We start from the raw sequence: 14285 nt of genomic DNA, 5'->3' as shown, positions 1-14285 counted from the left end.
ATGCGTTTGTTGTGTGCCGGAATTGCAGTCGCCGCCGTTCTGGCCGCGCCCGCGCTTGCGGAGAACCTGCTGGCCAACCCCGGCTTCGAGGAACTCTCGGGGGACAAGCCCGCGCGCTGGGATCATTTCGTGCAGCCGATGCCCGGGGCCGTTGCGGCGCTTTCCGACGCCGCCCGATCCGGAAAATACAGCGTCTGGCTGCACACGCCGGCGCCCTATGAAAAGGAGCCCGTCAACAACTGGAGCCAGAACATTATCGCGGCGCTCGGTGGCGAGACGCTGCGGGTGACGGGGCATATCCGGGTGGAGGACGCGAAGGAGGCGGCGATCTGGGTGCAATGCTGGCGGAAGCGCCCCTGGGGGGTGCTCGCGGCCTATTCGACCAGCACGGACAGCCCGGTGTATGGCACGGAAGACTGGCGGGAGGTGGTTCTGGACGCCGCTATTCCCGAAGGGACGGACTTCATCACGGTCCGTTGCGTGATACTGGGAACGGGGTCGGCCTGGTTTGACGACATTGCGGTGCGCCGCGCCGGTGTGTCCGGGGCCGGGACGCCAGAGGAGCCGCAACGGGAGCGTAAGGATTCGCGCGCGACCGCCGCGGTCGAGGAACCGGATCCGAAGGCCGCCGAGACACCGACGCCGCCCGCCCCGGAGGCCGATGGCGGCGTGTTGTCCACGGTGAACCATTTGGAGTCCGAGGTGCGGCGGCTCCGCGAGACGAATATTCTCCTGACGGACACGCTCCAGCAGATGCAGCAGGTGAATCAGGCGCTCCTGGAGGAGATGCTGGCCGTTCAGGCGGAGGTTCGGGCGCTCAAGGCCGAGAAGGATGCCGAGGCGCCCGCGCTGGATCCGGCGCAGCCGCGCGTGCCGCCGCTCGTGCCGCTGAGCGCGCCCGATCCGGAGGCGGCGCCGTGAGCCAGTTCGGCCTGATGATCGCGGTTTCGCTTCTTGCGGGTCTCTTTGCCGCGGGTTGCACGTGGGTCTTTATCGACGCCTCGGGCGTAGTTGGCGCGCGGATTTCGGCCTGGCGCGAGCGGCGGCGTCTGGCGAAGGAGGCGCGCGCGGTCGAGGAAGCCGAAAAGGAGGCCGATGTCCGGTCGACCAACCGGTAGACATCGGAACATCGCGATGGGTGAGACGCCAGAAAAAAAAGCGCGGCCCTTCATTGGGGTCCTCTTCAAATGCTGCAATGTGTACAGCCGGGTTTACCTGAACCGGCAGGGGACGGCCTATTCGGGCCACTGTCCGCGTTGCGCCCGCGCGCTGGAGGTCAAGGTGGCTCCGGGCGGCTCCCGCGCGCGCTTCTGGACGGCGGAGTAGGGGGTATTGGCGTATTGCGGACCCGGTGGAACTCCGGCGGCCTTCCGGGCATAGTATGCATGAAGCCCGGTCTGCTAAGATCAGGGGGCATTCCCCAACCATCCCAACGCCAATTAACCCGCCGCCTATTGCGGCCGCGAGTCCGAGCATGTCATCGTCCGCCCGACCAGAACCCGCCGAGACCACGGCGTCCCTGCGCGATCAGCTGGGGCGCTATGCGCGCGAGGCGGAGGCGTACCGCGAGGAATACCTGCGGTTGCGTGCGGAGCTGGATCTGCGGGAGCGGGCGATGGAGGCCAGCAACGAGGGCATTGTTATTTTCGACGTCCGCCGGGCGGGAAATCCGATTGTCTACGTGAACGCGGGGTTTGAGCGGCAGACGGGTTACGGGCGCGAGGAGGTGCTCGAGCGGAGCGCGCGGTTCATCCACGGGCCGCAGACGGACCCGGGGACGCTTACGCGCATCCGGGACGCGATCGAGGAGCGGCGCGCCTATACGGCCGAGATTGTCAGCTACCGCAAGGACGGGTCGCCGTTCTGGAACCGGATATCGCTGAGCCCGGTCCATTCCGACAGCGGCGAGATCACGCATTTCGTCGCGATCCAGTCCGACGTGAGCGATCGCACGCGATCCAACGCGGATGTGCAGACCGCGCTTGAGCTGCTCGAGAAGACCAACCAGCAGCTGACCCGGATGAATCGGCGGATGAAGCGGAACCTGGAGACGGCGGCGCGCGTCCAGCATTCGTTGCTCCCGGAGCGGCTGCCGCGCGTGAAGGGCGTTGATTTTGCGTGGAAGTTCAAGCCGTGCGACGAGCTTGCGGGCGATATCCTGAACATTTTTCAGATCAACCGGAAGACGGTGGGGCTGTATCTGCTGGACGTGTCCGGCCACGGCACGGCGGCGGCGCTGCTGGCGGTCTCCGTCAGCCGGATTCTGTCGCCCAAGGCCCTGTCTTCCTCACTGGTGCGCGAGGAAGATCCGGAATCGCCGGACTATACCGTCGTCCCGCCCGCGCGCGTCGCGGATGAGCTCAATGTGCATTTCCCGTGGGATCCGGAGACGGGCCAGTTCTTCACGTTTATCTACGGCGTGCTGGACACGGAGACGCTGGCGTTCCGGTATGTTTCCGCCGGTCACCCGGGGCCAATCCATTTTCCGCGGGACGGCGAGCCCTCGGTGCGGCGGAGCGGCGGACTGCCGATCGGGCTGGCCAGCGAACCGTACGAAGAGCAGGTAATCCAGCTGGCGCCCGGCGATCGGCTCCACCTGTATTCCGACGGGCTTACGGAGGTCATGAACCGGGATCGCAAGCTGTTTGGCCTTCCCCGATTGATCGGGGAACTCCAGTGCGGCGCGGGCTGTCCGCTTGCGGCCTGCCAGGACCGGCTTATGGAGGCGCTGGAGGCGTTTCGGGGCGGATCGCGGTTCGACGACGACCTGTCATTGGTGTCGTTGGAGGTGAGGGCCCGGTCCTGATGGTAGGGTTGGCGGAAGAGGGCGCGGGGGTTTTCGGGAACCTGGGCTTACGTTGCCGCGGACAGGCCGAAGGTCCGCCGCGGGCGGAAATGTCCGCGATCCTTTGCGCCTTTGGCGCGGTGGACAGCCGGGACGGCCATCCTACATTTGCGCCATTCGGCGCTGAGCACAGCCGGGACGGCTGTGCCACTTTCTTTTCGAGGTGGTTTTGATGGGGGCAGGGGGAGTGTTGGCGTTGGGCTCACTTTGCCGCGGACAGGCCGAAGGTCCGCCGCGGGCGGGATGGTTGTCACAATAAAACCGGGCCGCGCGGTGGCGGCCCGGTTTTTGTTGTGGGGATGAATGGTGTTGGATCAGGTTCCCCACTTTGCCATGGCGAATACGAACCAGACCATCAGGCCGACGCAGGCCCAGATGGCAAAGAATCCGATCATGCCGATGGCGGAGGGCTTGGGGAATTCGAAGTCCGAATTCGGGAAGAGCTTCTCGGCGCGGTCCGGCAGGACGCCAGGGGGCAGGGTGAAGGGTTCCGGGGCGTGTGGCTCGTTCTCCTGAATTGGCGTGTGGAGACAGTCATAAAACCGGTCCAGCTTGGCCTGGGGGAGGCGGGGCGTAACGAGGCTTACGAGAATACACAGCCCGAAGCCCGTGGTGAGGTAGGAGAACATCTGCCAGGAGACCCGGAATTTGTCGCCCCATATCATGAATTCGGGGAGGTTGGCTAGAGCCCAGGCGTGGAAAGCGGGGGTGTTGGTGAGGTACATCACCGCGAAGGCTCCCAGGGTGCCCGCCCAGGCCCCCTGGGGCGTGGCGCGGCGCCAGTAGAGGCCGACCCAGAAGGCGGCGCCCATCATGGCCTGAACCTTCCAGAAGGTTTCGAGGCCCGACGGAACGTCGGAAGCGGACATGGCGAAGGCGATGCTGACCACAACAATGATGAGCGCGGCGATGCGGCCCACGGTCACATAGTGGTCTTCCGGCGCGCCCCGCTTGATGTAGCGGCGGTAGAAGTTCTGGGTGAAGAGGCCGGAGGACGACACCATGGCGGCGTCGCAGGAGGACATGACGGAGGCCAGGAGCGCGGCGAGGAACACGCCGACGAGGCCGGGCAGGATCGTGGGGAGCAGCTCACGGGCCATGGCGCCGTAAACGAGGTCGGGCTCGATGGCGGGTTCGCGGTTCATATAGAGCGCGACGCCGCAGAGGGCGGTGAGCATCCAGGCCACGGTGCAGACGCGCTTGAGCAGGTTGCCGCAGGAAAAGCCGACCCGCCCGTCCATTTCGGTGCGGCCGGCCGCGCACACGCTCATGATGTGGGGCTGGGTGACGATGCCGATGAGGGCGTTGAGGCCGAACATGGCGATGTGGAAGCCGTTTATCTCGCCGGGGGCCACGAGGCTGAACATGTGATCGTCGGTGATTTTTTCATGGAGCCCGGAGAAACCGCCCACCAGCTTGAGCGCCACGGGGAGGATCATAAACGAGAGTATGATGGTCAGGATGCCCTGGAGCAGGTCGGTAATAATCGCCGCCGCGAGCCCGCCGGCCATGCCATAACCCACGAAGAGCACGGTGGTTATGATGATGGCGGGTGTCTGCCCGATGGCGCCATAGGAGATCGCCTCGATGAATTTGGAGGAGGCCAGCAGGATGACGCCGATATTCACGGAGAGCTGCATCACGCCGACGAGGGTGTAGAGGGCGGCGGTCAGCGGGCCGTAGCGGTATTCGAAGTAGTCGCCGGTGGTAATGGCGCGCATGCGGCGGAAGGCGGGCGCGATGAGCCAGTAGAAGGGGGTGGCGAAGAGCCATAGCCAGGCGTACCAGATGCCGGAGAGGCCGTTGGTGTAGGTCTTGGCGGCCACGCCCACCGCATCGTTGCCGCTGGTGCCGGCGCCGAAGGAGTAGAAGATCATGGAGACTTTGCCGAAGCCGCGTCCGCCCATGAAAAAGTCGGCGGTGTCTTTGATCCGGCGCGCGCTCCAGACACCGATGACGACGATGGAGACCAGATAGGCGCCGAGCGCCAGCCAGTCCCAGGCGGAAAGTCCGAGCATTGTACTCCTCCCGAAAGGCCAGGTTGGATAATTCCAAGTACTTAGCCGCCTATGGTATTCCATGGAACGAGGCGCATGTCAAACCTGAATTACGCCTGGTTGAACTCGGGGCCCGCGACAAATAATGGGTGAAGTTCTGATATTACCGCTCACGCGGCGCACGGCAGGTTCATATACTCTTGCCAGAACGCGTCCCATCGGTTTGACTTTGCGTAGCATCGCAGTTCGAGGATTCTCTGTCCGCCTTCTCTGGACCAGCGCATTCCGCTCTGGCACATCCGCTGCTTGATGAGAGTTTTGCACGCGGCCTCGACGGGGCCGCTACCTATGGGCAGGCCGCGGCGCCGGAAGTCGGCGTAGGTCATTCTTGCCTTGTTGCGCTCGAAGAAGGTCTGTTGGACCTTGATGTCTGCCAGGCGGCTCTTGGAAAGCTCGCGTGTTCTGGCGTAGTAGGCCATGGACTTGAGCGCGGCGCTGGGACCGTCGTCGCGTTCGAGCATTTTGTCCGCGTACTCGTCGTACCACGCTGTGGCTTCATCCGTGCCCTTGCCGAAGAGGGCCTCGGCGGCCAGGGACAAGTGCTCGACCGCGTGCCAGTAGTCGATGAGGGTCTCGTAACCCGCGAAGCGCGGGTTCCCGTCGATATAGTTCCAGATGCTGCGCGCGCCGTCGCACAGGGCGACCTTCATCACATCGGGCGCGCACAGGGCCTCGGCGGCGGAAAGCTCCTCCTCGAAGCGGCGCTTGAAGGTTGGCGCGAGGTGTTCGGGCATATGCGCGACATAGCGGGATCGCAGGCGCTGCGGGCACTTTTGGCCTTCTTTTACGGCCCCGTAGAACGAGATGCATCCCGCCATGGCGTTCTTATAGGTCGTCTTGGCCACTTCACTGTCATCGTGTCCGGGCCGCTCCTTCGGGCGCCCCTGCTTCTTCCCCGGCTCCCTGAGCGGAACGTTCGCCCCGTCCACGCTAATCACCAGCGCCCGCCCCTCCGGCGGCGCCGCCTCCGCTTCGCGTATGCGCCGGTCCAGCACCTCCCGGTGCTCGCCAACGCGGGCCGCAATGCCCTCGAGCGCGCCCAGCATCTGCGTGCGGTGTGGGCGGAACTGGGCGCATTTCCCGAAGAGGCGGGCCGCTTCCACCGGCGGGACATGGAGGCAGGCAAAGGCGACCGCTTCGCGCACCTCGGCCATCATGAACTCGCCAGCCATGCCCCACGCCGCATCCAGAGGGAAATGGGTCTTGTCCCTGGCATTCTGAAAGAGCCTGCGTTCGATCCGAACGGGGCCCCACGGCGAGAGGATCTTGCGCTCGCTTACACACTTCACCCTGTACGTGTCCCCGCCAACCTCGATAACATCGCGTTGCTCGTCCTTGGACGCGATGAAAACGCGCAGCGCGGCCTTCGACGCCGCGTTCGCCGCTTCGTGAAGGCCCGCAACCACCGAAGCAGAGGAGGCGGGCGTAAGCGGGGATTCGGCCGCCTCCGCGCAATGCGCGAGCAATTTTATCTTGTATTCGGCCACGGCGGAATCTATCATCTCTTCTACAATCATTGTGGGTTCCTCGTTGAGTTGGTCTAAGTTCTTGAGAACACTTAGTATAGCTGACTCAAGCCTGGAACCCACAACTATATTTCTCTAGCACTATTAGCGGTAATATCAGATCTTCACCCCAAATAATGCACTGGCGCCGCCCCGTGTGTCATACTTTTTGCCCCGGCCGCGGAGTCGCCGCGCGGAAGTCGCCGCGCCCCGCCGCTCCAAACGCCCGATTATCTCACCCGAGTCTTTTATCAGAGGCCACCCCATCATGAACGTACCCGATCACATCCGCGGCAGCATTGCGCCGACGTTTACCGCCTTCAACGAGGACGGATCCCTGGACGATCCCGGCCAGCGCAATTTCCTGGACTTCCTCGAAGGGCAAGGCGGTATCAACGCGTACTTTATCCGCGCGGGCATGGGCCAGATGTACGCGTTCAATGTGGACGATGTAAAACAGCTCGCCGCGAACGTGTGCGGGCATCTGGCGGGGCGTAAGCCGGTGCTGGTGGGCTGCAACGGCCACTGGAACCGCGACTATACGAAACGGCCGGACGAGGCGCTCTTTATCCGGCAGGGCATCGAGCTGGGCAAGTACGTTCAGGATCTGGGCGCGTCCGGGGTGGTGCATACCATTCCCGAGGCGCTCGACTTCAACGGGCGGAGCAAGGAAGAATTGTTCCTGCACTATTTCGGCGCCATCGCGGAGGCGGTGGACCTGCCGGTGTACATTTACCAGCCGCCCGCGTCCAATTCCGCTTACCATCTGGACGGGCCGCTGCTCGCGAAGCTGGCGGAGATCGACAATGTTTGCGGGGCCAAGGTCTCCTCGCCCGACGGCGAGCTGATCTTCAACCTGACGTACGCGACGCGCGACCATGATTTCAGTTATATCGTGGGCTGCGAGACCGCGTTCTACGCCGGGCTTTACGCCGGAGCGGCGGCGGCCATCGGCCAGGGCACGATTCTGAACCCGCACATTCTCAATGCGGTGCAGGAACGCTTTGACGCGGGGGATCGCGCGGGCGCGCTGGAAGCCCAAGCCTCGGTTAACGCGCTCTGCCAGGGGTGCGGGAACCCGGTCGATTTCCTGAAGCGCTATTCCACGGAAAAGGGCTTCCCGATCAAGCCCTGCTTCCGTACGATGAACCCGAATCCCTACGGCACCGATCCGCAGCCGCTGTCGGACGACGCCTACACGCGCTTCAAGGCCCTCTACGAAGGCGAACTGGAGAAGTACGCGCCGGCCACGGTTTAGCGGCGGGCCGCGGCGTCCAGCCGCAACCGGAATTCTAAGCTGGTGGACCCTTCGGGCCACCGCCATTGACGCAGTGCCGCCCGCCCGGGCGGATCCAGGGAAGTACCCATGAATATCCATTTCACCAAACTCCACGGCCTCGGGAACGACTACCACTTCATCGAGGCGGATCACTATCCCGACGTTGACTGGCCGGAACTTTCCCGGCGGATGAGCCACCGCCACCTGGGCGCGGGGTCCGACGGGATTATTCTAGTGCAGCCGGGCCACGGCGGCGATTTCGCCATGCGCATTTTCAATGCCGACGGCAGCGAGGCGGAAACCTGCGGGAACGGCATTCGCTGCTTCGCGAAATACGTCTACGAGCGGTCCCTGACCGACAAGACGGAGTTCGTGATCGACACGCTCGCCGGCCCGAACACGGTGCAGCTGAAGGTGGAGAACCACCGGGTGATTTCGGTGCGGTCCAACATGGGCCGCCCGAAGTTTGAGCGGTCCGAAATCCCGATGATCGGCGCGCCGGGCGAGGTGAAGGAGGAGGCGATCGAAGTGGACGGAACGACGATGCATGTGACCTGCGCGAATATCGGCAATCCGCACGCGGTGTTCTTCGTGGACGACGCGACGGCGGTGAACCTGGCGGAAATCGGCCCGAAGATCGAGACGCACCCCAGCTTCCCCGCAAAGACCAACGTGGAATTCGTCAACGTGGTGGATCGCGATAATATCGTGATGCGTATCTGGGAGCGCGGCAGCGGCATTACCATGGCGAGCGGCAGCGGATCCTGCGGCGCGGCGCTGGCGTCGATGATCACGGATCGCGTCAACCGGAAGGTGAACGTGCACCTGGTGTATGGCGTGCTGACCATTGAATGGGCGGAGGATGGCTGCGTGTACCAGGAAGGGCCGGCGGCGGAGGCGTACAGCGGGCTCTGGGACCATCCGTTGCCGATGGCGTAGGGGTGGAGGCGCAAAGAGCACTGTTATTTCTGGACCACGGATGGGATGGTGGCGGCTGGCTGGGTCCGCAGGGGGATTCACCCTGGCGGTGCGGTGGGTGGTTTTGCATCACCGCAACAATTTAGCTGAACAATGCTGCTGCCTGATTCCCAAAGGAAGCTCGCGAAAGACAAGATGGCGTTCGACAGGGCTCAGACATTCTTGTCTGAGACAAAACGCTTCAAGCGTCCAAATCGCTGAGTCGCCGGAGCGTTCCCTCTCTTGACACCATCCACTGGGGCGGTGCATCGGCCGATATGCGTACTCCGCCTATCCAATCGTCAATGGGGTTGGTTGACCACGAGCATGCCCCGCCTTCGACGACGGCTTTTCCGAAATCGGTCAATGCGACGCTGGTATCTCGGTACAGTTGCGTCGGACCATGGATTTCGACGAGGGGCCTGGGCAGGTCGCGGGAGGCCATGCGAAGTAGCCGCTTGTAGAGCGTGCTATCGCCACAATTGTCACCGGCGACCCAGATGTCGCAGAGTGTTTCGCCGATAACTCTTGCGGTCGCGGGGCCGTGTTTTGCTACGCTTTTGAGTAGCCATTCATCGAACAGAGGGAGTCCTGAATCCAATTGTGGGTGGCGGCGTAGTAGACGCTCCAAGGCATGTCTCACGTGCGGGCTGGCGTTTTGACTCCGATCAAGAAAGCGCATGATTTCAGTGGGCGTATCCGCCGTTACGGCTGCCCATGCGGACTGGTAGTTCTCAAGTATGTCCCGGCTCGGCTGTGTAGGTGTGGGAATTACACGGAGATCCTTTGGCGCGAGACATGCCATCGAGAGGCACGGCAACGTCCATTTGGCAGGTGGCTCGAACTGCACGATGCGAATCAAATCACTATCGACACCGAGCGTAGAGAGCAAGTTGATGGCGAACAGATTGAACAACTGATCACCGATATCGCTACCAACCCAGAGATAGATAGGCCCATCACCTTCCAGCCTTTCAGGATTGGCCATCAGATCCAGTGCGAGGCAGCGTTCGTCGGGAGTGCCGAAAAAGTCGTGGTAACTTTCTGCCAGCGTTTCGCGCCAGTAGTTGTCGCGGTGCTCCTCCCACCTCGCGATATCTCGGGTCTGAACAAGTGGCCCTGTACAAAGGGCGTCCCGGTGGACGAGAAGGCGCCGCTCCGCGTTGAACGCCGCAATCCATGTGCCCCCTGCGGAGTCGCCGGAAACAATGTGGAGTCCGTGGTCGGTTATGCTCATGGATATCGCCCCCCGTGGGTCGTTGAACACAGTTTGGCCCCCTGATTATATGAAACGCCAATGGGCGGGGCAATGGAAGGTGGACAGTGCAACGAAGGGCATACAATGAAGGAAAGTGACGGTTCTCCTGCCACGCGAGATTGGGGCTGTCCCGCCCGTACGTCGAATGCGGGGTATACCGCAGCGGCCCCGCACCCACAAAGCCGCTCGTTTCAATGTGGAGTAAGGGATCCACGCCGACCGCTTCGCAGGGACGACAGGGACGAAAGGGACTACAGGGACTACAGGGACTACAGGGACTACAGGGACATAAGGGACATAAGGGACGACAGGTTGTCCACTTCTGAGGCCCCTGAAGTCTCTGATGTCCCTGCAAACGTGCAACGCCGCCCCGCCCCAAGAAAAGCGGCCCGGAAGACGCGACGTCCTCCGGGCCGTGGTGTGTATTGTTTTACTTCGCCAGTTCCTTGCCGGCGTCGCCGCAGATGCGGGTTTTGATGCCGAGGTGGCGGCAGAGGGCGATGAGTTCTTCGAGGATGTCGCCGTAGCCCATGACGATGTGGTTGGACATGTGGGTGGCCATCATCTCGTTGCGGTCGTAGCCGGGGATGTGGACGTTGGCGATGGGCCAGACGGGCGTGGTCTTGTTGAGGCGGTCCTGGACTTCCTCTTCCGGGAGTTCGAGGACTTCACCGCGGCCGACATCCATGCCGAGTTCGCCGAACTGCTCGTAGCAGCGCGCCCAGGTGATGACGCCGGGCTTGGAGACGCCGGAGCAGGTGCCGCCGCCCTTGGGGAAGTACATGGCGGCCTGGCGGAAGATTTTGGTTTTCTTCCAGCCGCCGTAGTGCGCGGGCGGCGCGGCGCCGGAGATGAGGAAGACCCACACGAACTTGCCTTCCCACTCGCGGCCCCAGCGCACGTCGTGGAGCGTGGTTTCGGTGGGCATGCCCTTGCGCTCGTAGATGTCGTGCATGAGCAGCTGGGGAACGCCCGCGCCCATGTCGCCTTCGTTGAAGTGGGGGATGGCCTTGCCCTTTTTGACCACCTGCTTCGTCTCGGGATCCTTTACGTCGGGCCGGTCCATGTTGTTGAGCATGCCTTCGACGAGGTCGGAGGCGGCGCAGCAGCGCATGAGGCCGAGCTGGTAGGGGATGCCGATCGCGCTGAGGCCGTAGCGCGCGACGAAGCGGCAGGCGGCGGCGTACATCTTCATCTGCTCGATGACCTGGCTGTGGACGAGGTTCTTCGCGGGGTCGGTGCCCCAGTCGAACCACGCGCCCTTCTTGACGAGGTAGTTGAGGTATTTCTGGGCTTCTTCATCGCTCACCAGGGCCATTTCGGCCAGCAGGTCGGACTGGTTAAGGTATTCGATGGGGAGGCCAATCTTGCCGAGGTGGGCGGGGTCCATCACGGCGTTGAGCATGCCCATGCAGCCGGGGTCGAGCTGGCCCATGATGCGGCGGTTCTTCTTGATGTCCGCGGCGAGTTCCTTGCCCAGTTTGTCCGCGGCGGCGCCGACTTTCGCCTTGTCCGCGTCGGTGAGGTGCTTCGTGGCGTGCTTGATCTCGCCCTTTGCGCACCACTCGCCCAGTTTCTCCATGAAGTAGTCGTCCTTCAGGAAGCTGTCGGTCCAGATGCGGGAATGCTTGACGTGGAGGCGCTCCAGGGTGCCCGCGTGGTTGAGCAGCGCCACGAGGCCCGGCCAGGTGCCGTCGAAATTGCCGAGCAGGAGCTTGGGGCCCTCGTGGGACTGGAGCGGGCCGCAGACGTGGTGGGCGTAGGCCCAGCAGCTGAGGACGATGACGACCGGGGCCTTGGAATCGATCTTCGAGAAGACCTCGGCGCCTTCCGACTGGCGGCGGATGAAGCCGTGCTTCTTCTTCTTGTCGTACTTCGTGGCGATTTCGGTCTTGTAGCCGAGCTTCTTGAAGGCCTTCTGCACCTCCTTCAGGGTGGCGTCCTGCATGGGCCAGCAGACTTCGCAGGGCGCATCGCGGAAGTCGCCGTTTGAGACGAGATAAATGGTATCGTTCTTGTTCATGGTCACCTTCCCGGGCGGCCGGATCGCGGCGGGAGGCCGCGCGGCGCGCATTGAGTTCCACCGGCGCCCACCACCGCGGACGCCGGACACAGCAACAGCCTTTCGCGCGGGAACCTGGGCTCCGCGCGCATCGGTAGTTACCCGCAAGCATAGCATAAAACCAGTTGACAGATGACACCAGAGCGTTGACAATGGGGAGAGGTTGGTCTGCACGGGGCAGGAACGCAATGGGACGGCGGGAGCCCTGAAATCCATGGATGTTTCCATTATCATACCCGCGCGAAACAGCGCGGACTGGCTCTGCGCGCTGCTGATGTCCATCGCGGATGCGCGTCGCGGCGGGCATACGGTGGAGATTGTTGTTGTGGACGATGCGTCCACGGATGGGACGGTCTCCGCCATTCGCGAGCGCTTTCCGGAGGTACGCGTGCTTGAAACGGGACAGCCATCGGGGCCCGCGCTCGCGCGAAACATCGGCGCGCGCGACGCGACGGGCGAACTGCTGTTGTTTCTCGACGCCGACGGCGAGGTGGACGCGGGCTGGCTGGAGGCGATGGCCGCGGCGCACGATGGGCGGACGATTCTCCTCGGGAACGTGGTGGACTATCACGTTCCCCGCGCGCAATCCGTGCCGCGGCGCGCGACCTTTCTCGGCAAGAGCCTCCACTGCCGGCCGGAACGCGCGAACACGGGTCCAAGCTGCAACCTGGGCGTGCCCCGGGCGGTGTTTGAGTCGCTGGGTGGCTTCGACGAGGAACTGACGTACTATTTTGAGGACAGCGACCTTTGCATTCGCGCGCGCCGGGCGGGTGTGCCGTTTCGCTTTGTGGAGGGGGCCGTCTTTCGGCATCACGGGACCGAAAAGAAGTCCGGCGACGCGATTCGCCTCCAGGAACGCCACAGCACCTACGCGATGCTGAAGATTTACGAGGATGAGTGGTTTCAGATCGCGGCGTTCAGCGTGCTCAATGCCGGCTGGATGATTGCGCGGTATGCGTGGTGGACATTGCGCGGCCGGCGGGAGGACGCGGCGCGGCTGGCGCGGGGCTGGTGGGAGGCCACGATGAACTTCCTCGGGCCTCGGATATAGCGCGCTCCAACCGTTCCGGCTGTCGGGGACAGGCGGGACGCCTGTCCTACTTTGGTTGAAAAGCCCAGAGGAATTCCGCGAGCGCGCGGTAGGTCCACGCCACACCCCAGCGGGGATAGGCGATTTTCGACGTGAACCCCCGGTATTTCCGGTAACAGGGGGCGCCCGTTGCGGGATCACGCATGGCGCTCCAGGCGGCGCGCAATGCGAGAATGGCCTGCCGGTTTGCGCCCATCGCCACGTCCTTCAGCGCGGACGGGCAGAGTATGGCTTCCGCGCAGGCGTGGATGTCCACGGGGCGCGTTCGGTGCGCATCGCGCGGGAGGCCCGAAGGCGTGTACAGCGTCTTGTAGAACCGGTAGCCGCGCTGGATGGCGTCGCGGAGGACGGCGTTTTCCGCATGCCGGTTTATGGCGTGGAGTGATCGCAGGACGAAGCCCGTGTGGTGGTGGTCCACCAGCGCCATCAGCGCGGGGTCGCCGGTCTGGCCTGGAAGCACGGCGCCGTAGGGGAAGGCGCCATCGGAACGCTGTGCGTTCAGCGTGAACTGCACCGCCCGAAGCGCGAGCCGCGCCATCGTCTCGTCACCCATTCGCGCGGCGACTTCCAGCAGGTGCTGCGCCACGAGGAGGTTCGCGTTGTGCACCGCGCGCTGGTCGCGGGCGCCGTAGGCGAAGCAGAGCGCCTCCGTCGTTTCGGCGAGGCGCGGGATGTCCTCCAGAAAATGTTGCGCCACCGCGGCGGCGGCGTCGAGCTGCGCCGGGTCTCCGGTGAGGTCGTGCGCCAGCAGGAAGGCTTCGCCCGCGATCGCGCTGGCCACGCTGACCGGCGTGTACGCGGGCAGGTCCACGCCTGCGCCACGCACCGGGAAGGGGTAGCCCCAGGCCAGGCCGTGCGCGCCCGGCGCCGGGTGTTCCCGCAACCAGCGCAGGTGATATTCCGCGCCCGCGCGGTATGCGGCGTCCCCGGAGAGGTCGTGAAGGCGCAGCTTGCCGATGGCCAGCAGCGCGTGGGTTTTCGGATTCTCGCTGGGCGCGATGCGCAGCGCGCGGCGGACCGCATGGGGGAAGGCGTCGCAGAGCACGGTGCTTGCCCGGCGGAGGGCGGGCCTGGATTGGAGGCGGCGGAGGGCGGGATGGGCCTTGATATCGAAGGGATCCGGACCCGCCACGCCGTGCTTCGCCAGCCATGCTTCCAGCTCGCCGAGCCACTCCTGCGCCAGCGCGAAATCGGGGTCGTTCGCCGGTGTCAGCGGCATGGTCCGGCTCCGG

12 protein-coding genes are annotated in these 14285 nt (G+C 64.0%); 7 read left to right on the top strand and 5 right to left on the bottom strand.

Annotated elements, in window-relative coordinates; genetic code table 11:
• The 4 genes from KF886_21915 (at nt 1) to KF886_21900 (ending at nt 2806) form a co-directional block, all read left to right on the top strand.
• On the top strand, nt 1-921 hold the full coding sequence (locus KF886_21915) for a hypothetical protein (protein MBX3180016.1): 921 nt from the start codon (nt 1-3) through the stop codon (nt 919-921).
• Nucleotides 918-1118: a hypothetical protein gene (locus KF886_21910; GenBank protein MBX3180015.1), complete on the top strand. Its 201-nt coding sequence runs from the start codon at nt 918-920 to the stop codon at nt 1116-1118. The genes KF886_21915 and KF886_21910 overlap by 4 nt, the downstream gene beginning before the upstream one ends.
• A 16-nt stretch (nt 1119-1134) precedes the next feature.
• Complete coding sequence (locus tag KF886_21905) at nt 1135-1326, top strand: hypothetical protein (protein MBX3180014.1); 192 nt, start codon at nt 1135-1137, stop codon at nt 1324-1326.
• Nucleotides 1327-1474: 148 nt separating this feature from the next.
• Nucleotides 1475-2806 carry a SpoIIE family protein phosphatase gene (locus tag KF886_21900; GenBank protein MBX3180013.1) on the top strand — a complete coding sequence of 444 codons (1332 nt, stop codon included), beginning with the start codon at nt 1475-1477 and terminating at the stop codon, nt 2804-2806.
• 353 nt (nt 2807-3159) lie between these two features.
• Here KF886_21900 and KF886_21895 read toward each other — a convergent pair whose 3' ends face one another.
• On the bottom strand, nt 3160-4863 hold the full coding sequence (locus KF886_21895; GenBank protein ID MBX3180012.1) for a sodium:solute symporter family protein: 1704 nt from the start codon (nt 4861-4863) through the stop codon (nt 3160-3162).
• 149 nt (nt 4864-5012) lie between these two features.
• Nucleotides 5013-6419, bottom strand: a complete 1407-nt coding sequence (locus KF886_21890) for an ISKra4 family transposase (protein ID MBX3180011.1) — start codon at nt 6417-6419, stop codon at nt 5013-5015.
• Nucleotides 6420-6675: 256 nt separating this feature from the next.
• On the opposite strand from KF886_21890, the gene KF886_21885 reads away from it, so the two are divergent.
• Together KF886_21885 and KF886_21880 are read left to right on the top strand one after the other, a co-directional pair.
• The gene (locus tag KF886_21885) at nt 6676-7665 is read left to right on the top strand and encodes a dihydrodipicolinate synthase family protein (protein ID MBX3180010.1); all 990 of its coding nucleotides are present in this window, start codon (nt 6676-6678) and stop codon (nt 7663-7665) included.
• Between the two features lie 108 nt (nt 7666-7773).
• Entirely contained in the window at nt 7774-8625 is an 852-nt protein-coding gene (locus KF886_21880) for a diaminopimelate epimerase (GenBank protein MBX3180009.1), read from the top strand.
• Between the two features lie 220 nt (nt 8626-8845).
• On the opposite strand, the gene KF886_21875 is transcribed toward KF886_21880, so the two are convergent.
• Nucleotides 8846-9880, bottom strand: a complete 1035-nt coding sequence (locus tag KF886_21875; GenBank protein MBX3180008.1) for a DUF1835 domain-containing protein — start codon at nt 9878-9880, stop codon at nt 8846-8848.
• A gap of 451 nt (nt 9881-10331) precedes the next feature.
• A complete protein-coding gene (locus KF886_21870) occupies nt 10332-11924 on the bottom strand; it encodes a fucose isomerase (protein MBX3180007.1) in 1593 nt (530 codons plus the stop codon).
• Nucleotides 11925-12177: 253 nt separating this feature from the next.
• Here KF886_21870 and KF886_21865 point away from each other — a divergent pair, with 253 nt between their 5' ends.
• Nucleotides 12178-13014, top strand: a complete 837-nt coding sequence (locus tag KF886_21865) for a glycosyltransferase family 2 protein (protein MBX3180006.1) — start codon at nt 12178-12180, stop codon at nt 13012-13014.
• Between the two features lie 46 nt (nt 13015-13060).
• Here the strand turns inward: KF886_21865 and KF886_21860 are convergent, their stop codons facing one another.
• Nucleotides 13061-14272: a hypothetical protein gene (locus KF886_21860; GenBank protein MBX3180005.1), complete on the bottom strand. Its 1212-nt coding sequence runs from the start codon at nt 14270-14272 to the stop codon at nt 13061-13063.
• Between the last annotated feature and the right edge of the window lie 13 nt (nt 14273-14285).

The organism is Candidatus Hydrogenedentota bacterium (assembly GCA_019637335.1).
Classification (GTDB): Bacteria; Hydrogenedentota; Hydrogenedentia; order Hydrogenedentales; family JAEUWI01; genus JAEUWI01.
The sequence above is the reverse complement of the archived record's forward strand: the minus strand, read 5'-3'. Positions and strand labels throughout refer to the sequence as shown.

Coding starts and splice junctions, on each gene's coding strand:
- KF886_21915 (MBX3180016.1), top strand. CDS start 1: ATGCGTTTGTTGTGTGCCGGAATTGCAGTCGCCGCCGTTCTGGCCGCG.
- KF886_21905 (MBX3180014.1), top strand. CDS start 1,135: ATGGGTGAGACGCCAGAAAAAAAAGCGCGGCCCTTCATTGGGGTCCTC.
- KF886_21900 (MBX3180013.1), top strand. CDS start 1,475: ATGTCATCGTCCGCCCGACCAGAACCCGCCGAGACCACGGCGTCCCTG.
- KF886_21895 (MBX3180012.1), bottom strand. CDS start 4,863: ATGCTCGGACTTTCCGCCTGGGACTGGCTGGCGCTCGGCGCCTATCTG.
- KF886_21890 (MBX3180011.1), bottom strand. CDS start 6,419: ATGATTGTAGAAGAGATGATAGATTCCGCCGTGGCCGAATACAAGATA.
- KF886_21885 (MBX3180010.1), top strand. CDS start 6,676: ATGAACGTACCCGATCACATCCGCGGCAGCATTGCGCCGACGTTTACC.
- KF886_21880 (MBX3180009.1), top strand. CDS start 7,774: ATGAATATCCATTTCACCAAACTCCACGGCCTCGGGAACGACTACCAC.
- KF886_21875 (MBX3180008.1), bottom strand. CDS start 9,880: ATGAGCATAACCGACCACGGACTCCACATTGTTTCCGGCGACTCCGCA.
- KF886_21870 (MBX3180007.1), bottom strand. CDS start 11,924: ATGAACAAGAACGATACCATTTATCTCGTCTCAAACGGCGACTTCCGC.
- KF886_21865 (MBX3180006.1), top strand. CDS start 12,178: ATGGATGTTTCCATTATCATACCCGCGCGAAACAGCGCGGACTGGCTC.
- KF886_21860 (MBX3180005.1), bottom strand. CDS start 14,272: ATGCCGCTGACACCGGCGAACGACCCCGATTTCGCGCTGGCGCAGGAG.